An 18,893-nucleotide genomic window follows, 5' to 3' on the forward strand; every position below is an offset into this window, starting at 1 on the left:
CTAAGCCGCCAGCACGAAGTCCAGCGCCCCGCACACTGCCGCCACCTGCGCGGCAATGCATTGCTCGGGCGTGGCGCGCGGGCTGTCGGGGTAGACCTCGGTGGTGCTGGTGTATCGCGCACCGGTGATACCGGCGCACAGGCCCCAGCCCACCATGTCGTACTCAATCACACCAGGCGCCGCCAACGGTGTGCCGATAATGCCGCCCGCCCCGTCCGGCGGCACGATGTGGGTGACCTGCTCCACCGCCCGCAGAATGGCTTGCTGGAACACGGGTTGGGGGTTGCCGGTGTCGTCCACCAGATAAAAGCCATCGGGAATGGTGGCGGGCTCAAACGGCTTGCCATCGCGCGCGGCCACGGCGGGGCGGAACTCGCTCTCGTCGGTGTCGGTGGTTTCGTGCAGGTCGATGTGGGCGGCAAACTGCCCGAGCAGCGGGGCCACAAGGCGCATCAAAGCCGCACTCTCTTGTGCGGGGCTATCGGCGCGGAAGCTGCGGTTGGGGTCTTGCGCGTCGTGGTTCCAGCGCTGGATGCGCTCATAGGCCCAAGGGCTCACGCAGGGCACCACCAGCAGATTCACCCGCCCGGCATAGGCAGCGGCCTGGTGGGCGGCAAACGCAATAGCACCATACACACCACTAGTCTCGTAGCCATGCACACCACCGGTCACCAGCACCGTGGGCACCTGGCTGCTCCAGCCCCGGCTGCGCAGGGCCATGAGGGGGAAGCGCTCCTCGCCATAGACCACTTCGCCATAGGTTTCCAGGTCCCACGCTGAGCGCAAGGGCTCCAGCGCGGCGAGCACCTTGTGGGGGTAACTGCGGTGTTTTTGCTGGCGGGCGCGCCATTGTGTAATCTCGGCGGGCCCCCAAGGCTGGCCGGGGGTCCCTATCGGGTAAAAGTGCGGGTTACTCATGCTACGATTTTAATAGCTACCCGCGCACGCTTTATAAGCGCCAGAGCCATTTTTCATTCAATAACCGGATTCACCATGCCCCAACTCCAACTCAACTACTTCGACATGCACGGCGGCCGTGCCGAACCGGCCCGCCTGGCACTGCACATCGGTGGCATTGCGTTCAACGACCACCGCTTTGCATTCCCGGCCTTTGGCGAGTTCCGCAAAACCACCCCGTTCGGCCAAGTGCCCACGCTGGATGTAGACGGCGTGCAATTCACCCAGTGCGACGCCATCGTGCGCTACGCCGGCAAACTCGCCGGCTTGTACCCCACCGATCCGCTGCAAGCCCTGTATTGCGATGAAGTCATGTACGTGGTGGAAGAAGCCGGCGTGAAGATGGGCCCCACCTTCCGCATGAGCGGTGAAGAGCAAAAGGCAGCCCGCCTGGCGCTGGTGAACAGCTCCATGCCGATGTACCTGGCCTGGCTGGCCACGCGTTTGCAAGCCCAAGGCGGCGAGTTTTTTGCCGATGGCCGCCTGACCGTAGCTGACCTGAAAGTATTTGTGGACGTGCGCGCCCTGAACTCCGGCCGCTTTGACCATGTGCCCGCCGACCTGGTGGCGCGCGTGGCCCCTGCACTGAACGCGCACATGCAGCGTGTGGGCGAGCACCCTGGCGTCAAGGGCTATTACGCCCAGTTTGCAGCCAAGTAAGCGGCCAGGTGCAGCTCATGGAGCGGCTTTTGCCGCACTACCAATTCTCTGAGCAGCACCGCCTGCTCACGCAGGCCAGCCCCGCAGGCCTCATGGATGCGGTGCTGCAACCCGGCGTGAGCGAAGACCCGTGGGCGCGCCGCTTCATACAGCTGCGCGAGCTGCCCGACCGCCTGCGCGGAGCACTGGGCGGAACCAGCCGCTTGCAAGCAAAGCCGCCCTTCGGCATCGACAACTTCACCCTGTTAGGCCGCGAGGGAGATGCCGAAATTGCCCTGGGTCTGGCAGGCCGCTTCTGGCAAGCGGACTACGGGCAGAGGCCCCTGGCCGACGCGCAGGCGTTCGCCGCTTTTGGCGAGCCCGGTAGCGCCAAGCTGCTGCTCCAGTTCAGCACGCGGCCCGATGCGGACGGCGGCACTTGGCTGCACACCGAGACCCGGGTGTTCTGCACCGACCGGGATGCCGTGCGGCGCTTTACCCCGTATTGGTACCTGATCCGGCCGGTGAGCGGCCTGATTCGCAGGCGCTTGCTGGCCCGCGTGCGCGATGCGGCACTGGCCGCCGCCTAACCCAAAACCGAGTAACCCCACAGGGGCCCGCCTTTTGCTGCGGTGCCACACTCGCGCCCCTTGTTGTTACGTTTACAGGTTTTGACCATGCTTTTCTCTCCCCTGCAAGTCGGCGCTTTGACGCTGCCTAACCGCTTTGTGCTCGCCCCCTTGACCCGCACCCGCGCCGGCATGGAGCACCTGCCCAATGACTTGATGGCCGAGTACTACGCCCAGCGCGCCAGCGGTGGCCTGCTGATCACCGAGTGCACCATGGTGACCGAGGGCACCTCTGCCTTTGTGGCCGAGCCGGGTGTGTATTCCGCAGAGCAAATTGCCGGTTGGAAGAAAACCACCGACGCGGTGCACGCCAAGGGTGGCCGCATCTTCATGCAAATCTGGCACGCCGGCCGCGCTGCCCACCCCGATATCAACGGCGGTGCGCGCACCGTGTCGAGCAGCGCCATAGCGATTGAAGGCGACATCCACACCGCCACCGGCAAAGTGCCACACGCGGTGCCGCACGCACTCACCACAGAAGAAATTGCCGCCATCGTGGCCGACTTTGTGCAAGGTGCCAAAAACGCCATCGCGGCTGGCTTTGACGGCGTGGAAGTCCACGGCGCCAACGGCTACCTGATCGACCAGTTTTTGCGCGACGGCTGCAACCAGCGCACCGACGCCTATGGCGGCTCCCTGGAAAACCGTGCCCGCTTCTTGATGGAAGTGTTGACCGCCGTGACCGCCGCCATCGGCGCAGAGCGAGTGGGCCTGCGCTTGTCGCCCCTGAACAGCTTCAACAGCATGGTGGACAGCGACCCCGTCGGCCTGACCGCTTACTTGGCTGAGCAGCTCAACAGCTTCAAGCTGGCCTACCTGCACATGATGCGGGCGGACTTCTTCGGCGTGCAAAAGGCCGACGTCATGTCGGTCGCGCGCAGCCACTACAAGGGTGTGTTGATCGGCAACATGGGCTACAGCGCAGAAGAGGCTGAGCAAGCGATCAAAGAAGGAAAACTGGATGCAGTCGCATTCGGCAACGCCTACATTGCCAACCCGGACCTGCCGGAACGCGTCAAGGCGGGTGTTGCACTGAACACGCCTGACAGCAGCACCTACTACACGCCCGGTGCCAAGGGCTACACCGATTACCCCGCGATGTAAGGGGACGAGAGACAGTCACCACCCGGCCAGCACAGCCGGGGTGGTGACAACATCACTCGGGCTTACAGGCCTTCGTGGCGGTCGGCTGCGGCAAACAGGTCCAAGGCAAAGACAGGGTCCGACTTTTGGATGCTGGCCGCAAAAGTCCGGAGCTCTTCAGCCTCTTGGAAGCGAGTGCTGCGGGTATCCTCCACCTGGGTACCAAAGGCTGCCTGGCTCAGGGCCACCACCAGACTCTTGGCAGCCAACCACAATGCCTGCAAAGACGCGCCCACGGTAGGCTGTTCGTTGCGGGGCAGAGAAATGCTGTTGAGTGTCGTGCTGGCCATGGTGGGCTCCTTTAAGTAAAAACAAGTGATGTTGCACCGCAGTATAGGGTTAACCCTAGACTCAATGCAAGGGTTAACCCTAGTATCTGTTGTTTCTTAGGGGCAAACGCCTAAGGGCTGCCCTCCAGCCGCTTGAGTTTCGGCGGAGCATCGCCAGCTACGGCACATGACTGAAGCGCTCCACATTGTTTGCCCCCACTGCCACACCACCAACCGGGTCCGGACTGACCAGATCAACAGCGCCCCGGACTGCGGCAGCTGCAAATCGCCACTTTTTGCAGGCAAGCCCACAGAGCTGACGGTCAACTCTTTCGACAAGCACTTGCAGCGCAGCCATATCCCGCTGCTGGTGGACTTTTGGGCTCCCTGGTGCGGGCCCTGCCGCTCCATGGCCCCGGCCTACGCCGCTGCGGCGGCCCAGTTGGAGCCCCATATCCGGGTTGCGAAGGTCGACACCGAAGCGCAACAAGCCTTGGGCGCGCGTTTTCAGATCCGCAGTATTCCGACCCTCGCCCTGTTTGTGAATGGGCGCGAAGTCGCCCGGCAGCCCGGCGCCATGGGGCAGGCGGACATTGTGCGCTGGGTGCGCATGCACCTTCCTGTGTAACAGTAGCAACAAGGCGCCGGCCGGGCTTATAGTGCCCGCATGGCCAGCGCATTTTTTCAATTCTCGACGGTCCATGCCCGACAGCTCACAGTCTGGGCGCTGTTCGCACTGGGCACGACAGCCGGATGGGCGCAGTGCAGCAAAAGCATCGTGGTGCCAGCCGCGCCCACGGGCTTCAACGTCAAGGTGGCAGAAGATGTCGTCTCCGGTGTGTACCCTGACTGGTTGCGCGACGTGGGCCGCAAAGCGGGCTGCCAGCTTCTTCTCCCTGTAATGCCTAGGGCGCGGGCGGATTCCATGGTTTTTGCAGCTGCGCAGGCCGACGTGCTGCTGCCGGCCTCTCAAAACCAGGAGCGGGACCAAAAGGCGCAATTTGTGCATTTGGTCAACCTGACGCCCTCATTGATTACGCTAGCGAGCGAACCAACGCCGCCCAAAGACCTGCGCTCGCTGGAGACTCGCACCAAGTTGCGCGGCGCCCTGGTGCGCAGTTACAGCTGGGGCGATGAGTACGATGCCTTGGTGCGCTATCTGGTGGCCGAGAACCGGGTCGACTTTGTGAATGACTTGGAAACGGTTGGCCGCATGCTGCGCGCCGGGCGGGTGGACTTCACCATTTTGCCGCCCACCTTGCTCTACTCCGCACTGCAGGTGGGGGCGGGTGGTGTGCAGACGGGTGAGTTCAGGTTCAGCGCGCTGGCAGGCTTGCCCAAGTCCCGGGTGGGTGCCTACCTCTCACGGCAAACGCTTAGCGCCCGGGACATAGACCTGCTCAGCACCGCCATGGCGAAAAGTGCCCGCGACGGCAACTTACGCATGTTTTTTGAAAAGTACTACCCGCCCGATGTGGTGGCTGCAGATGTAAGCGCCCCCTAAAAAAAGTAAAAAAACTTACCCCAGTCACCTGTGGGCTGATGTGTGGATAAGCGTGTTTACAAGCCGCGAAATCCGCGCCGGCATTGGCTTTGACAAGGCTGCCCAATAAATAGGCAGGTCGTAAAGCCTTGTTTTTAAAGGCAAAAACCTGTGTTAAGGAACACCGCCTGTCCGGCTCAGTAGCCCCCCGTCTGCCTGATGAGGTAACCTCGCCGCCTCACTGAATGACACACACAAGGACTTTTCCATGAAAAAACTCAACGTCACCATCAAGCTGGAAATGTCGGTACCGGATGACTGGGCCCTGGTTGAAACCTCGGAAGGCACCCCCGTACTGAGCCTGCCGGACGGCCAGTTTCTGGACATTGCCATCGAACCCCTGTTTGCGGCCGACCCCGAAGACACCTGGAGCAGCACCGAGAGCGAAGACGAGCTCAATGACATTCTCGACATGGTCGAGAGTGAAGAAGTCAGCTACGAGTTTGTGACCCACTAAGCCACACCCGCATGGCCCAACCGGACCACAGCCCGTCTGCAGAGCGCAACAAGCACCCCATTCTGGAGGTGCTGCGCTCCGTGCTGCCCGCCAGCGGGCGGGCGCTGGAGATTGCCTCCGGCACCGGGCAACACGTGGTGTGGTTTGCGCAAGGCATGCCGGAGTGGACCTGGTACCCCACCGAGGTGCACCGGGGCGCGCTCTACAACATTGAAGTGCGCGCCACCGAGGCGGATCTGGCGAATATCGAGATCGCTCAGCAACTCGATGTGTGCAGGGAGCCTTGGTTTGCCCCCGGCTCAGCCATGGCACAGCCCTACCAGCTGGTGCTGTGCATCAACATGCTGCACATTGCGCCCTGGGCGGCTTGCGCAGCCTTGATGCGCGGGGCCGCCGCGTCTCTGGCGGACGACGGTGTGTTGGTCACCTACGGGCCGTATTTCGAGACAGGCATAGCGCCGACGGAAAGCAACCTTGCGTTCGACGCCAGCCTGCGGGCGCATGCCCCTAGTTTTGGTATCCGGCAACTGGACGATGTGGCTGCTGAAGCCGGCCGGTTCGGCTTGGAACTCCGAGCGCGCCATGCTTTGCCGGCCAACAACCTGTTGCTGGTCTGGGCGCGCAAGCGCACCGTCGCCTGAAGACCTATAGCCCTAAAGCGTTGAAGACGCGAATGGCGGCATAGGCATCGTTGGCCGCGTAGACCAATTGCGATTCCGTGAGCCGCGGCGCTGCCCAATTGCTGGTGGCTGCCTTTTTACTTTTGGCAAAGCGCTGCTGAAACAGCACCGCCACTGCGCCCTTAACCCCCATGTCCTTGCGGTAACCGCGCTCGCGGAACACCGTATTGAGCTCCAACACGCCCATGGGCTCCACACCGAGCTTGTGCAAGATGCGCTTGCGGTCGTCCCCGAGCCCGAAACCTGCTTTGGCAATGCCCGGCAAGGCCATAAGCTCTGCGGCCACCGCACGGCACGCTGGGTCGTGCAGCTGGAACACCCAAGCGCGCTCAGGCGTGGAGAGCTGGAGCACATGCGGGCCGTCGGACACCTCGCCCACCTTGAAAGTGGGCTTGGACTCGGTGTCAAACCCCCAAGCGCGCGCTTGGCGCAAGGCAGCTGAGGCGGTTTGGGCCTGCGGGCCATCGCTCACCAAGGTGATGCGATCTAAGCCCAGGCGGCTGAACTCAGGGAGCAGTGCAATGGCATCTTTATCGGGGGTGGCGTGCTGTTCTCGGGGGTTTTGTTGCATGGGGCGTATCATCGCCCACCTGCCACTGGTTGGCCTCACTGATTTGCCCGCGGCCCGCTCTGGGGCCCTGCGCACAAGGATTCCCCATGAAAAAAACATTCCCCCTCCTCTTTGAAGGCAAACACCCTGACCGTCTGCTGGACGCGACCAAACACGAAATCCGCAAGTACATGAAGCGCGAGCGCAACCGCGCGCTGCCCGAAGGCGTAGACTTTTGGGACTTTGATTGCCGCTTCGGCGCCACCGAACAAGAGGCCGTTGTGGCTCACCCGGCAGAGCTGATCAGCCTGATCGACACCACCGCCAAAGCGGGTGGCACCCAGTTTTATGTAGAAATTCTGGCCAAGCACGGGGTGCGCAAGCCACGTGACCCGTCGGCAGCGCCCACGATTGGCAACTTTCTGGAAGAGTGAGGCCGGGGCTAGCACAGCCTGACTTCTGTTTTGCTGCGCGCGGGGCAAATAAAGTTGAAAAAAACTTACCCCAATCGCCTGTGGACTGTTGTGTGGAAAAGCGTGTTTACAAGCGTCGAAAAGCCCGCCCAGCTTAGCTTTCAACACGACGCCTAAAAAACAGGCACATTCTCAACCCCGTTTTTTACGGGGTTTTTTTGTGCTACGGGGTTAGGCTTACGCCAGCACGGCACGGCCTTTGCCGGCTGCCTTGGCGGAGTACAAGGCGCGATCGGCGGCCAGCATCAAGGCCTTCACATCCTCGCCATGCCGGGGGAACAGGGCCACGCCGATGCTGGCACCCAGGGGAACGTCTACACCCGGGTACGGCATGGCGAGCGCCCCCACCAAGCGGTCTGCCGTGTGGAGCGCTTCGCTCGTGCTCACCTCGCTGAGTAATACGAGGAACTCATCACCACCTATGCGGGCCGCCACGTCAGACGCGCGGATCGTCTGCCCGATACGCTGTGCCACGATTTTCAGCACTGCGTCGCCGACCGAGTGGCCCTGGGTGTCATTGACTTGCTTGAAGCCGTCCAGATCGAGTGCCAACACCGCGACCTCGCCTCCCCTGCGGCGAGCGCCGGCCAAGCTGCGCTGGGCCAGCTCGTCGAAGAGCAGGCGGTTGGGCAGCTCGGTCAAGGCGTCGTGCTGGGCATAGAACTTGACCTTGCGCATGGCATCGGCTGCTTGCAGCATCGCCGTACCGACTGCTTGGGCTTCCTGAAGCTCCAGGCCGGGCAAAGTGATGTCTTCTCCGCGACCCAGTGCAATGGCCGCATCGTTGAGCTGGCGCACCGAATTCAGCACTTTGGCAGCAGCCCGGTGTGCCATCCACAGCCCCAGCGCCAATGCTGCCGCCAAGCCCAACAACACTTGGGCGAGTTGCACCATTAACCCCCTGTGCAACTCGCTTTTGGGCGCCGCCGCCACCACGGTCCATGCCCACCGGGTTGAGGTGCTAAAGGCGGTAAACACCGGAATGTGGTCCTTGGTGACAGACTCGAGGAAACCTGAGCGTTGTTCCCTGATTCGGGCCACCAAGGTGCCGCCGGCGGCTTGACCTACGAAACGGTCCGAATCCCGGGAGCGCCCTGCAATCGTGTAGCTGCTGTCTAAAACAGCCACCAACCACCCATCCGGCAGGGTGTGCCGGGCAATGATGGCGTTGATGCGCTCCGGGGTGAGCCCGATATTCAGGCTGTAGGCCACCTCGCCCTTCACAACCACAGGCACCCCCATGGCGATGATGTGGCGCTGTGTTGTCGGCCCGATAAATACATCAGTGAGCACCGCGACTCGCTCGTCAAACACACGGCGAAGTTGCGGAGGGGTCCGGTTGTCGGGCAAGACCGCACCGAACGGCAGCAGAGTGTTAAGGACTTGCCGCCCCTCGCGGTCGGAGAGTATGTAGTTCAACACCACGCCGGACTGCAGTGCGTTAGATGCACGCAGGTAGAAGCCCCGAAGGTTGCCGTCCGCCAACTCGGGCGCAGTGGCCAGGGTTTTGAGCGCCGATTCAATGGCCGCCAACTCGTTGTCCAGATCGCTCTGGATCGCACGCACCATCAGCGCCGTTTGTTGCTCCACGCTCTCGCGTTGCAGGAGATAGTTGGCATAGGCCAGCAAAACACCGACCAGAGCGGCAGGCAGCACACTGACGATGACCAGCATTCTCAAAGCCCGCCGCAGCGAAACACTGCGGCGTGCACGTATCCGGTTTGGCATGTGGTGACAGCCCCGTGTTGTGATGAATTCTTTTTTCCTCTGTCCACACTATGGCAGAGGAACGTGAAGACAACAACTTTGTAAAAAAACTCACCCCTTTCCCGTGTGGGCCACGCTGTGGATAACCCTAGGCATAAGCCGCCAAATCCGCGCCAGTATTGGGCTGCAACACGATGCCTTTTTTTTAAGCACGTCAACCCGTACGGAGCAAAGAAAAAGTGGCATTTTGTCAATGAGGGAAAGTTATGTGTTAGCACCCGCGGCGAATCGGTTTAGTCGATGAAAACGAAGCCAACGGCACCGGAATTACCCCTCGAAACTGTGCGCCACTTTGTGGATAACTATGTTCACAACCACCAAAACCCGCGTAAACAGGGGCTTTGAAGGCCGTGCCTGTAAAGTAGTCACTGCGGGAATCAATGCCGCTTTTCATGACTCCACCCACGCTGAAACTTTTACACACTGCAACACCATGACTTTGAAGTCCACCTCGTCCACCCCCGCCCTGCCTACCCGCCACGCTGAGCGGGGTCGCCTGCATCTGCTGGCACTGCCTGCGCTGCTGGGTTTAGGCACACTGGCCGCGTGCGGCGACAAAAAAGACGAGGGTGCCCAACCCGCCGCCAAGGCGGCAGCGGTAACCCCTGATCAGGCCTACGAGAAGATTGCAGCCCAAGGCAAGGGATTCACCGTGGGCGCACTCATGGCGGCCAACCCGGCCTATGTCTTGTTTGACCCCCAGTGCCCGCACTGCGGCCACTTGTGGACCGCCTCGCAGGCGCTGCTGCCCAAGGCCAAGTTCGTGTGGATTCCGGTGTCTTTCATCAACGGCAAAAGCGCACCGCAGGGTGCCGCCATCTTGAGCGCGGCCAATCCGGCGGAGTTCATGGCTGCACATGAGACTTCGCTTCTCGCCGGCACGGGCGGTACCCCTTTGCCAGCGTCGGTGGCACCGGAGGTAGAGGCCACGATCAAGGCCAACACCGTGCTGTTCAACGACCTGTCGGTCGAGTCCGTGCCCTATGTGGTGGCCAAAAATGTGAAGACAGGTCAGGTGGTTACCCACGCTGGCGCCATGGAAACTGCGGCGCTGGCCGAGCTTTTGGGCCTGAGCTAAACCGCTAGAGCACCGCGTAGCGGCCGGGCCGGTGGTTGACCGCAATAAACAGGTTCATCACCACCGCGGCAAACACCGAGTAGGCCACCCGCACCGGCTCGACCACGGTCAGTGCGAGCAACACAATGGTGCAGTCCATCCCCATTTGCACCATACCCGCGCGCCATCCGCGTGAGCGCTGCAGGTACAGCGACACAATGGTGGCGCCCCCTAGGCTTGCGCGGTGCCGAGCCAAAAACAGGCAACCCGAACCCAAGAGCAAGCCGCCCAGCACCGCCGCGTAGGCAGGGTGCAGGCGCTCGATGGCAAACAGTCTGGGCGACCACTCCGCCATGGCCGACAAGAAACTGATCGCCACAAAGGTCTTGATGGTGAACTCGCGCCCCATGCGCTGCCAGGCGAACCAGTAAAACGGCAAGTTGATGAGGAAAAACAATTTGCCCAGACTCACCCCCGTGGCGTAGTGCAGCACAAACGCAGCCCCGGCCGTACCACCGGTCAACAGTCCGGCTTGCGCAAACAAAATCAGCGCCAGGCTCACAAACAAGGTGCCGGTGAAAATGGCCTGAGCGTCTTCAAACCAGGTGTGCATTTGCACGGCCCCCTGCAAGGCAGATGGCAGTTCAACCGGTCCGCGTGGGGAGTTTTCAGGTTCAGTGGGAGGCATGGAGGGTGACATGGGTCTGAGCGGAGCAAGCATTGTGCCGCGCGACTCGCCGCCATGTTGACAGGCCGCTTACCGGCTCACCAGCTGGAGGGGTCCACCTTGTAGTAGCCCTGCAGCTCCCCATACAGCGCCGCGTCGTAAGCGCGCAAGGCAGCACCTTGCTCAAAAAAGACCTCGGACACGACCGAAAAAAACTCGGCCGGGTCCTGCGCGCCATAGTGGTCCAGCAGCACCTGCTGGTGCATAAAGGCCTCGCCTTGCAAGCGCTCAAAGGCCGCAGTAAACACCGCCTTCCAGCGCTCGGGATGGTGGTCGGCATCGCCGGGCAGCGGCAGAGGTGCACCGATAGCTTGCCCGTTTTCCTGATCAAGCTGGTGTGCAAACTCGTGAATCACCACGTTGCGACCATCGTGCGGATCCGCAGCACCTTGCACCACGTCCTGCCACGACAGGATGACCTGCCCTTCCGACCAGCTCTCCCCCGCCAATGACTGGCGCTCGGCATGGTGAACCCCGGCGGCATCGGTGTGCTGCCGCTGCACCACGAACGCGGCCGGGTAGAGCAATATCTGGCGCACCCCGGCAAAGTAGTCCGCCGGCACGCCACGGGTGCGGTTGAGCAGCAGGAGGCAGGCATTGGCGGCCACCACGACACGCATCTCTTCAGTGACCTGCAGTCCGTCGCAGCCGATAAACGATTTTTCAGCCACGAACACCTGCATGTGTTTTTTGAGCTGCAGTTGCAAATCCGCCGGGAGACGCCCAAACAGGGGCACACGCTTGCGAAGGTGTTTGCGCCACGCTGGCGGAAAGGGCTGCTGCTGCACTCGTTCGCGCCGCCAACGCATCCACCGCGGGTAACCCAGCAACCCGATCAGCAGCAACAAGGCTGCAAGGCAAAAAATCAAAAAGGCCACAAGGTCTCCGTCAGCAGCACTGCGTGAGCAATGTAACTGGAGACCGTGCAGCCTTTTTCAAGCGCCCATGCGGCGCGCAGTGTGCTTAGCGCGCCACCAACACCGGCACCGTGCTCTGGGCGACCACTTTAGTCGCCACACTGCCCAGCACCAGGCGCTCAATGCCAGACCGCCCATGCGAGCCGATTACGATCAAGTCCGCCCCCAGCGCCTGCGCACTTTGCACAATGCCGTTCACGGCGGTGACATCCTCCACGAGACTCACCTCCAACTCCACCGCAGCGCCATCGCGGCACAAAGCGTCGACTTGAGCATGGGCCTTGGCCGCCATTTGCTGGCCGGCGGTGGCGTAAGCCTGCAGACCAGCTGGGTTCATTTCGCCCAGCCCGATATAGGGGTACGGGTCTGCCACATACAGGGCTGTGAGTTTGGCTCCGTGTGTGCGGGCCAGCCCGACGGCCATGTGCGATGCATGCTCCGAAGATACCGAGCCGTCTGTCGCTAAAAGAATGTGCTTGAACATAAAGTGCTCCTGTGAATCCATACCCCCACTGTGTAGGTGTCTTGCGCTGGTGTCCTTGATCTGCATCACATGCAGCCCAGCTGCACAGGGTTGCAGGACCACGGCGTTACGCTGTCATATGGCGGCGATACACTAGTTCCAAAACACCATGAGAGCAGACATGCTGCGACTCTTCAAAACACTTGCCGTCGTTGGCTTCGCTTGCCTGGCTTGGCTGCATCCTGCAGCCCGAGCCACGGCGCCCATGCAATACACCTACCCGCCACCCGAGAGTGGGTCGGACGTGCGCTTGCAGTTCTATTGGGATGTGCTCCAGCTCGCGCTAGATGAGACGCGCGCCAAATGGGGCCCTTTTGAGTTACGGCCCGCCGCGAAAGTGATGACTTCGGCACGGGCAGAAGTTCAGCTGACTAGCGGCCAGGACATCACCATCATGGCCCGCACGACCAGCCAGGAACGCGAGCGAAAGCTCTTGCCGATCCGCATTCCCGTGGACAAGGGCTTAACCGGCTACCGTTTGTTTTTAATCAACGAGGCGAATCAGGCTGCCTTCAGCGGCATTCGCAGCACCCGCGAGCTCAAACAGTTCAGCATCGGGCAGGCCAGCAGCTGGATTGATGTCGAAATACTGCGCACCGCCGGCCTGGAGGTGGTAACGGGCCCCACTTACGAGAGCCTGTTCCCGATGCTGATGGCCGGGCGGTTTGACCTGTTTTCGCGGGGCGTCAATGAAATCAGCGCCGAGCTGTCCGCCAATGTGGGCAGCCACCCTGGGCTAGCCGTGGAGCAAAAACTGCTGCTCTACTACCCGCTACCGCGCTACTACTTTTTCAACCGCAGCCCGGAAGGCGAGCGCTTAGCGCAGCGCGCTGAAGAGGGCTTGCGGATACTCATGCGTAACGGCAAGTTCCAGAAGCGCTACGTAGTGTTCAAGAAAAGTATTCTGGCGGACCTGCACCTCTCCGGCCGACGGGTAATCCGCATTCCCAACCTGACACTCTCCCCTGAGACGCCACTGGCCGACAGCGCCTTGTGGGACACCCTGGAGGCTGAGCTGCGCTGAGCCTGACCCCGGCCTCCCACCCTTAAAACAAAGACAGGTTTTCTGGCGGTGCAGGACGGTCCGGGTGCTTAGCGGGCCGCGTAGTCTTGGGAGTGCGCAACACAGGCGCAGGCTCACCCTGCATGTCCTGCGCCGGATAACTTTGCATGAACGCCATGGCCTGCTGCGGGCTGGCGTGCAGCCAATCTGCATAGTGCGCGGGCGGCACGATCACCGGAATGCGCTTTTCCTCCCCGGGCCGGTGCATGCGGCCCATGAGCGGGTGGCCATCGGCATTCACCGTGAGCAAGGTAAAGCTGTCGGCCTGCTCGCCGCTGAGCTTGTCGGTCCAGCGCTCCCAGAGGCCCGCCACTGCAAACGGTTCCCCATCGCGCAGGGCGATCCGCCAGCGGGTGGCCCGGCCGCCTTGTTGGGCGGCATCTTCCCAACAGGGTTCAAAGAAACACTCCATCGGCACCAGCGCCCATTGGCGGGCGGCCCAGGCGTTGCGAAAACTCGGCTTCAGGGCCACCGTTTCGCTGCGGGCGTTGTAGGTGCCGCGCGCCAGCTCTCGGGCGTGGTGGGCGTCGCGGCTCCAGGGCGGAATCAAGCCAAACTGAGCTAGTTGAACTGAGGCCCCCCCGGCACTGCGCACCACCACGGGAGCGGCGTAGCCGGGGTAGGTTTCAGCAGGCCAGTCACGACCTGCGGGGGTAACTGCCCCCAGCCGTTGCGCTAGAAAGTCGGTGCGGGCGGACGGTACAAAGTTGGTGCACATGGGCTTATGCTATAAAAATAATAGCTGCTTGCGCATATACCACCTGGGCTAGAGGCCTATATGACTCTTATTCGTCTTCAGGCGCCGGCGCGGCACCGGTACCGGCGGCTGCTTCGCGCTCATCGCTATGGCGAGGCTGCGCGGGGCGCTTGACCTTTTTGAGGCGGATCAGGCGGGCCATCTCGATCGCGTCTTTCTTCATCTGGCGCTCGGCATCCATCTGCTTGCCCTCGGCGAGCCACTGCGCGAACTGCTCGGGCGTTTCCAGGGTGATGCGGCCCAGCACCGCGCTGCGGAAATCGTGGATCACGATCTCGGCGGCCTTGTTCAGGTTGATACGCCCGCCCGACTGCAAAGCGCCGCGCTTGCGGCCGATGGCGTCCAGCAACTGCTCGTCGGTCTGCTCCGCCACTCCGGTAAGCTTGTAGCGCGCCTCCAGCGTGCCGGCGTAGTGCTGGCGCAGGTAGTCCAGCAGCTCCAGCGCCACCTCTTCTTCGTCAAAGGCGTTTTTGCCGATAGCGCCGCTGGCCGCCAGGTTGTAGCCGCTCTTGGCCACGATGATGCGGGGCCACAGCACGCCCGGCGTGTCGTAGAGGTAAAAGTCGTCGGCAATGGTGATGCGCTGCTCGATTTTGGTGACTCCGGCCTCGTCGCCGGTTTTGGCGGCGCGCTTGCCCTTGAGGGTGTTGATGAGGGTGGACTTACCCACGTTGGGGATGCCGCAAATCAGCACCCGCATCGGCTTGGCCATGCCGCCCCGGTTGGGTGCCAGCTCGTGGCAGGCGGCCACCAGCGCCTTGGCGGGGGTGGTCATGCTCGCATCGAGCGGCAACGCGCGCACGCCGGGAATGGCGTTGTAGTGCGCCAGCCAGAGCGCGGTGCGTTCGGGGTCGGCCAGGTCTTGCTTGTTGAGGACTTTGAGCGCGGGTTTGGTCGCGGTGAGTTCGGCCAACATGGGGTTGGCGCTCGAGCCGGGCAAGCGCGAGTCCAGCAGCTCAATGACCACATCAATCTCCTTGATGCGCTCTTGAATTGCCTTGCGGGTCAGGTGCATATGCCCCGGGAACCACTGAATTGCCATGCCGTGTGTCTTTCTGCCTGTCGCTAAACCCCGCATTGTCCCGTATGTGGGCGGTACGCGCCGCTTAGGCAGCCGCACCTAGGAAACAGGCCGGATTTAAGGTGCCTTCACTAGGGGGGTTCTTGAAAATCCTCCCATCACCCCACGGGTTTAACTTTGCAGGAGCCTTTCATGACCGCCACCACCCTCACCCTCGCCACCAACGACTTGATCAACACCTACGGCAACACCGCCAAAAACGTGATCAACGCCTACCGCCTGGGCAACGCCCGCGCCGCCGGCTACGTGGAAAAAACCTGGTCTGCTGCCGTACAAAAAGCCGGCAAGCGCATCAGCAGCGAAGTGCGCACCAACGCCCTGAGCGCCCAGAAGAAGCTCACCGGCTACTACGTGCAAGGCGTGACCCTGACCACCGACAGCGCGGACATCGCCGTCAACAAGGCCGTGGAACTGGCAGGCAAGAGCCTGGAGCAAGTGGCAGTGAACGCCAACCGCTTTGAACAAAGCACCGGTTTGAGCACCCTGAGCACCGTGGCCAATGCCGCAGTACCCGCCGTGGTCGCTGTCCAAAAAGTGGCGGCCAAGCTGGAAGCCAAGAGCGGCGACCTGGCCACCCGCATCGCGGGCTCCAAGGTGAAAGCCAAGGCTGCCACTGCCAAGCGAGTCGTGAAAAAAGCTGTGCGCACCGCGGCTCCCCGCGTGCGCAAAGCTGCCGCTGTGGCAGTGGAAGCGGCTGTCGCGGCCTAAGCCGCCGTGGCGCTGCGGCGCCCTGCCAACAAACGGTGGGGCGCTAAAAATTCCTTGAGGTAGATATCAAAGGGCATGGTGTCTGCCGCTTCAATAGCGCGTTGCTTTTCCCACGACCGCGCCGACTCCTGCTCAAACAAAGCCTGTTGCGCAGCCGGCAAAGGCTCCGCCAACATGGTTGCACGCGTCTGGTTGCTTTGCGCCAACACGAAAGCCGAAAACGAGCCCGCGTGCTCCTGCTGCATCGCCCGGAGGACCCGGGCGGACGGCAGCGTGTCTGGCTGATCCAGCCCCACCGCAGCGGCCTTCAGAGCCTCTGTGTACAGCGTGTTGCCATGGGCCGCGTCCAGCGCTTGAGCGAAGGGCAGCATCTGGGTCAGCAAGTCATGCCCCCACTCCACCAGCGTGACCGGTTTGCCGTCGCGCTGCAAGAGCAAGCCGGGCTGGCGGCCGCGCTCTGCAACATCTTGCTGGTTGCGCGCCAGTGCGGTGATTTCGGCCGGTGAATCGTCCGGGCTGGCAGTGGCCAGGCTGTGCAGCAAAAACACGTCAATAAAGCGCATGGTGCTGCTGTTGATGCCCACCACCTCAAAGGGGTCGAGGTCCATGAGCCGCACTTCAACGTATTCGACACCGCGCTCACGCAGGGCGTGCAATGGCCGCTCGCCCGCAAACGTGACCCGCTTGGGGCGGATGGTGCCGTAAAACTCGTTTTCAATCTGCAACAAGCTGGTGGCCAGCTGGCGGTAAGCGCCGTCCGGCCCCTGCACACCGATAGCCTCGTAGGCCGGGTAGGCCTGGGTCAACGCCCCGTGGAGTGAGTGGCCGTAGCCCTCCAAGCTGTTGTAGCTCACCGCGAGCGACGACTGCGCATCGCTCTGGTAGCCCAAGCGCCCCATGCGCAACGAGGTGGCATAAGGCAAATACATGGTGCCGGGTGTCAGCGCCTGCAACTGGTGCTGCCGCCCTGCCACAAAGGTGGCACACACCGCCGGCGAAGCGCCGAACAGGTAGAGCAACAAAAACGCATGGCGACGGAAGTTGCGGATAAGCCCGAAATATGCTTCGCTCGACACATCGGGCAAGGACCAGTTGTAGTGAATGCCCGAAATAGTTTGCATGCGCCGGCCGTAGCGGTGGCCCAGGCCCATGCGGTACACGGTTTTGGAGCGTCCCACATTGGAGGTGCCGTATTGGCCCAGCGGAATAGCGTCGTCACCGGGCAGGCAACACGGCATGCTCGACACCCACAAGCGCTCTTCCCCCATGGACTGCAGCGTGAAGCGCTGCACATCGGTCAGCTCTTGCAGGCAGTCTTCAGGCTGCGCATGCACGCCCGTGATGAGTTCGACCTGCGACTCGCTGAAATCCGTGGTGATGTGGGGGTGTGTGAGCGCCGAGCCCATGGCGGCGGGGTGTGGCGTCATGGCTAACGAGCCATCAGGCAGCGCGCGCAAGCTCTCTTTTTCAAGCCCGCGACGGATGCCACGCAGCCGTTCGGGAGTCAGGGCGCTGAGGGCCTCTTGTGTGTTGTCCATGACCAAAGGCCCTTCAGAAATCAAACGGGGCGCAAAGGTACCACAGGCGTACGAAACGTGCAGAACACCGGTTTTACCTTTGCCTGTAGTCCAAATAGCGATGTTTTCCGCTATTTCAAGCGTTTGCGATAGCAGTGGAATGTGAATAATGGAGGGATGGATGCCATCGACATCATCATCTGGTCCTGCATGCTCGGGGGCCTTATCACCCTCGCATTAGGCGCACTGGCGGAACTTCGCACCCAAGCCACTATCGACCTTTGGCGCGGCACCGCCTACGTCTTCGTGTTGGGCAGCAGTTGCGTGTGGCTCTCCGGCTTGCCCAGGGTCATGCTGCCCGACATGGCACCACAAACAGAACTCATGCTGCAGGTCACCCTCGGGCCACTCAGCGGCGCCATGATGCTGCGCTACCTCGGCCTCTGGCTGGGGGTGGCCGTGGTGGACCGGCTGGTCTACCTCACCATCAATTGGGGGGCGGCAGCTCTGGTGCTGGTCGCCATGGTTCTAGGCCTGGCCATGCAAGGCATCTTGCCACTGGGCGAGGCGCAACCTCTCGTGGTGGCGGCGCTGGCGTGCCTTGCAGGTGTGGCGCTGGGGCTGCAGGCCTGCTTGCGGGCCTACCACTTGGGCGACGACCTGGCAGGCGCCATGGCAACTGCCTGCGGGCTGCTGGCCCTGATGGTGGCCGGGCTCTACACCCGGGCTATCTGGCCCGACGCGGTCAGCCACGGCGCCAAAGCGCTGATAGCGGCCTGCACGCTGGTGCATTTCTTCATGGGCGTGGACCTGACCGCCAAACGTAACCGGCAGAGTTGGCTACTCAAGCGCCGCGTGACCGATGCCAAAGGTTTCGACACCGCCACTGGACTCCCCAGCGGCTCGGTGCTGCTCAACAAAGTAGACGATGCCTTCTGGCGGGCTAACCGTGCCGGCGCGGAATGCGCTGTCATAGCACTGCATTTGCGCAACCTCTATGCCATGGGCGACTCCGCAGGCCATGACGCAGATCAGCAGATTCTGGCGACGGTATCAGCCCGGATACGACGCGCAGTGGGCTTTCGGTGCCTGGTGGGGCTGTACCACCCGCGCTGTTTTGTGGTGGTATTGGCCCATGCCCACAAACCCCAAGAGGTGGAGCGCATTCTTTTCCGCCTGCGGGTTTTGCTGTCCAAGCCTTTGCTTCTGAGTGACTCTCAAGCTGGCATGCACCATTTCAAGCCGCAGTTAGGCGTGGCGTTCTCGAACTGGGTGGGCGATGGCCAGACAGCGCAAGAAATACTCGATGCCACCGAGCAACGCGCACTCGCACAGGTGAACCTGGACCTAGCAGTCGACCCGGAACCTGTCGGATCGGCCCTACCCACCGCAGCCAGCCCACTGAGCTAGCCACCGTGTGCAACGGGGGCCGCTGC

General features: G+C 62.1%; 22 protein-coding genes. 12 read left to right on the top strand and 10 right to left on the bottom strand.

Going from position 1 to position 18,893, the window contains the following annotated elements:
• Positions 1-918 (bottom strand): M14 family metallocarboxypeptidase, encoded by a 918-nt coding sequence (locus QZW03_RS03155; RefSeq protein ID WP_296508231.1) that lies wholly within the window; start codon positions 916-918, stop codon positions 1-3.
• Between the two features lie 75 nt (positions 919-993).
• Here QZW03_RS03155 and QZW03_RS03160 point away from each other — a divergent pair, with 75 nt between their 5' ends.
• From QZW03_RS03160 to QZW03_RS03170, 3 genes are all read left to right on the top strand, one after another.
• Positions 994-1,617, top strand: a complete 624-nt coding sequence (locus QZW03_RS03160) for a glutathione S-transferase family protein (protein WP_296508233.1) — start codon at positions 994-996, stop codon at positions 1,615-1,617.
• Between the two features lie 17 nt (positions 1,618-1,634).
• The gene (locus QZW03_RS03165; protein WP_296508237.1) at positions 1,635-2,186 is read left to right on the top strand and encodes a hypothetical protein; all 552 of its coding nucleotides are present in this window, start codon (positions 1,635-1,637) and stop codon (positions 2,184-2,186) included.
• A gap of 87 nt (positions 2,187-2,273) precedes the next feature.
• Positions 2,274-3,329: an alkene reductase gene (locus tag QZW03_RS03170; RefSeq protein ID WP_296508239.1), complete on the top strand. Its 1,056-nt coding sequence runs from the start codon at positions 2,274-2,276 to the stop codon at positions 3,327-3,329.
• A 62-nt stretch (positions 3,330-3,391) separates the two neighbouring features.
• Here the strand turns inward: QZW03_RS03170 and QZW03_RS03175 are convergent, their stop codons facing one another.
• Positions 3,392-3,658 (bottom strand): hypothetical protein, encoded by a 267-nt coding sequence (locus tag QZW03_RS03175; protein WP_296508241.1) that lies wholly within the window; start codon positions 3,656-3,658, stop codon positions 3,392-3,394.
• A 166-nt stretch (positions 3,659-3,824) separates the two neighbouring features.
• On the opposite strand from QZW03_RS03175, the gene trxC reads away from it, so the two are divergent.
• From trxC to QZW03_RS03195, 4 genes are all read left to right on the top strand, one after another.
• Positions 3,825-4,265 carry a thioredoxin TrxC gene (gene trxC / locus QZW03_RS03180; RefSeq protein ID WP_296508243.1) on the top strand — a complete coding sequence of 147 codons (441 nt, stop codon included), beginning with the start codon at positions 3,825-3,827 and terminating at the stop codon, positions 4,263-4,265.
• A 39-nt stretch (positions 4,266-4,304) separates the two neighbouring features.
• The gene (locus tag QZW03_RS03185) at positions 4,305-5,141 is read left to right on the top strand and encodes a hypothetical protein (protein ID WP_296508245.1); all 837 of its coding nucleotides are present in this window, start codon (positions 4,305-4,307) and stop codon (positions 5,139-5,141) included.
• A gap of 247 nt (positions 5,142-5,388) precedes the next feature.
• The gene (locus QZW03_RS03190; RefSeq protein ID WP_296508246.1) at positions 5,389-5,637 is read left to right on the top strand and encodes a hypothetical protein; all 249 of its coding nucleotides are present in this window, start codon (positions 5,389-5,391) and stop codon (positions 5,635-5,637) included.
• Between the two features lie 11 nt (positions 5,638-5,648).
• Complete coding sequence (locus tag QZW03_RS03195; protein ID WP_296508248.1) at positions 5,649-6,278, top strand: DUF938 domain-containing protein; 630 nt, start codon at positions 5,649-5,651, stop codon at positions 6,276-6,278.
• 4 nt (positions 6,279-6,282) lie between these two features.
• Here QZW03_RS03195 and QZW03_RS03200 read toward each other — a convergent pair whose 3' ends face one another.
• Positions 6,283-6,888 carry a 3'-5' exonuclease gene (locus tag QZW03_RS03200; protein WP_296508250.1) on the bottom strand — a complete coding sequence of 202 codons (606 nt, stop codon included), beginning with the start codon at positions 6,886-6,888 and terminating at the stop codon, positions 6,283-6,285.
• 86 nt (positions 6,889-6,974) lie between these two features.
• On the opposite strand from QZW03_RS03200, the gene QZW03_RS03205 reads away from it, so the two are divergent.
• Complete coding sequence (locus QZW03_RS03205) at positions 6,975-7,301, top strand: DUF6172 family protein (protein ID WP_296508252.1); 327 nt, start codon at positions 6,975-6,977, stop codon at positions 7,299-7,301.
• Between the two features lie 216 nt (positions 7,302-7,517).
• Here QZW03_RS03205 and QZW03_RS03210 read toward each other — a convergent pair whose 3' ends face one another.
• Positions 7,518-9,014, bottom strand: coding sequence for a sensor domain-containing diguanylate cyclase (locus QZW03_RS03210; protein WP_296508253.1), 1,497 nt, complete (start codon positions 9,012-9,014; stop codon positions 7,518-7,520).
• A gap of 526 nt (positions 9,015-9,540) precedes the next feature.
• Between QZW03_RS03210 and QZW03_RS03215 the strand changes: the two genes are divergently transcribed.
• Positions 9,541-10,185: a DsbC family protein gene (locus QZW03_RS03215; RefSeq protein ID WP_296508254.1), complete on the top strand. Its 645-nt coding sequence runs from the start codon at positions 9,541-9,543 to the stop codon at positions 10,183-10,185.
• 4 nt (positions 10,186-10,189) lie between these two features.
• Here QZW03_RS03215 and QZW03_RS03220 read toward each other — a convergent pair whose 3' ends face one another.
• From QZW03_RS03220 to QZW03_RS03230, 3 genes are all read right to left on the bottom strand, one after another.
• On the bottom strand, positions 10,190-10,777 hold the full coding sequence (locus tag QZW03_RS03220; protein WP_296508320.1) for a YitT family protein: 588 nt from the start codon (positions 10,775-10,777) through the stop codon (positions 10,190-10,192).
• A 152-nt stretch (positions 10,778-10,929) separates the two neighbouring features.
• Positions 10,930-11,769 carry a M90 family metallopeptidase gene (locus QZW03_RS03225; RefSeq protein ID WP_296508255.1) on the bottom strand — a complete coding sequence of 280 codons (840 nt, stop codon included), beginning with the start codon at positions 11,767-11,769 and terminating at the stop codon, positions 10,930-10,932.
• Positions 11,770-11,854: 85 nt separating this feature from the next.
• Positions 11,855-12,292: a universal stress protein gene (locus QZW03_RS03230; protein ID WP_296508256.1), complete on the bottom strand. Its 438-nt coding sequence runs from the start codon at positions 12,290-12,292 to the stop codon at positions 11,855-11,857.
• A 160-nt stretch (positions 12,293-12,452) separates the two neighbouring features.
• Between QZW03_RS03230 and QZW03_RS03235 the strand changes: the two genes are divergently transcribed.
• The gene (locus QZW03_RS03235; RefSeq protein ID WP_296508258.1) at positions 12,453-13,355 is read left to right on the top strand and encodes a hypothetical protein; all 903 of its coding nucleotides are present in this window, start codon (positions 12,453-12,455) and stop codon (positions 13,353-13,355) included.
• 22 nt (positions 13,356-13,377) lie between these two features.
• On the opposite strand, the gene QZW03_RS03240 is transcribed toward QZW03_RS03235, so the two are convergent.
• Positions 13,378-14,112: an SOS response-associated peptidase gene (locus tag QZW03_RS03240; protein WP_296508259.1), complete on the bottom strand. Its 735-nt coding sequence runs from the start codon at positions 14,110-14,112 to the stop codon at positions 13,378-13,380.
• A 67-nt stretch (positions 14,113-14,179) separates the two neighbouring features.
• A complete protein-coding gene (gene ylqF / locus QZW03_RS03245; protein ID WP_296508260.1) occupies positions 14,180-15,193 on the bottom strand; it encodes a ribosome biogenesis GTPase YlqF in 1,014 nt (337 codons plus the stop codon).
• Between the two features lie 171 nt (positions 15,194-15,364).
• Between ylqF and QZW03_RS03250 the strand changes: the two genes are divergently transcribed.
• The gene (locus QZW03_RS03250) at positions 15,365-15,940 is read left to right on the top strand and encodes a hypothetical protein (RefSeq protein WP_296508261.1); all 576 of its coding nucleotides are present in this window, start codon (positions 15,365-15,367) and stop codon (positions 15,938-15,940) included.
• Here the strand turns inward: QZW03_RS03250 and gshA are convergent.
• Entirely contained in the window at positions 15,937-17,478 is a 1,542-nt protein-coding gene (gene gshA, locus QZW03_RS03255) for a glutamate--cysteine ligase (protein WP_296508263.1), read from the bottom strand. The genes QZW03_RS03250 and gshA overlap by 4 nt on opposite strands.
• Before the next feature lie 141 nt (positions 17,479-17,619).
• Here gshA and QZW03_RS03260 point away from each other — a divergent pair, with 141 nt between their 5' ends.
• Positions 17,620-18,867 carry a GGDEF domain-containing protein gene (locus tag QZW03_RS03260; RefSeq protein WP_296508265.1) on the top strand — a complete coding sequence of 416 codons (1,248 nt, stop codon included), beginning with the start codon at positions 17,620-17,622 and terminating at the stop codon, positions 18,865-18,867.
• The last annotated feature ends 26 nt before the right edge of the window (positions 18,868-18,893 follow it).

It is taken from the genome of Rhodoferax sp., assembly GCF_013297935.1.
In the GTDB taxonomy this organism is placed as follows: Bacteria; Pseudomonadota; Gammaproteobacteria; order Burkholderiales; family Burkholderiaceae_C; genus Allorhodoferax.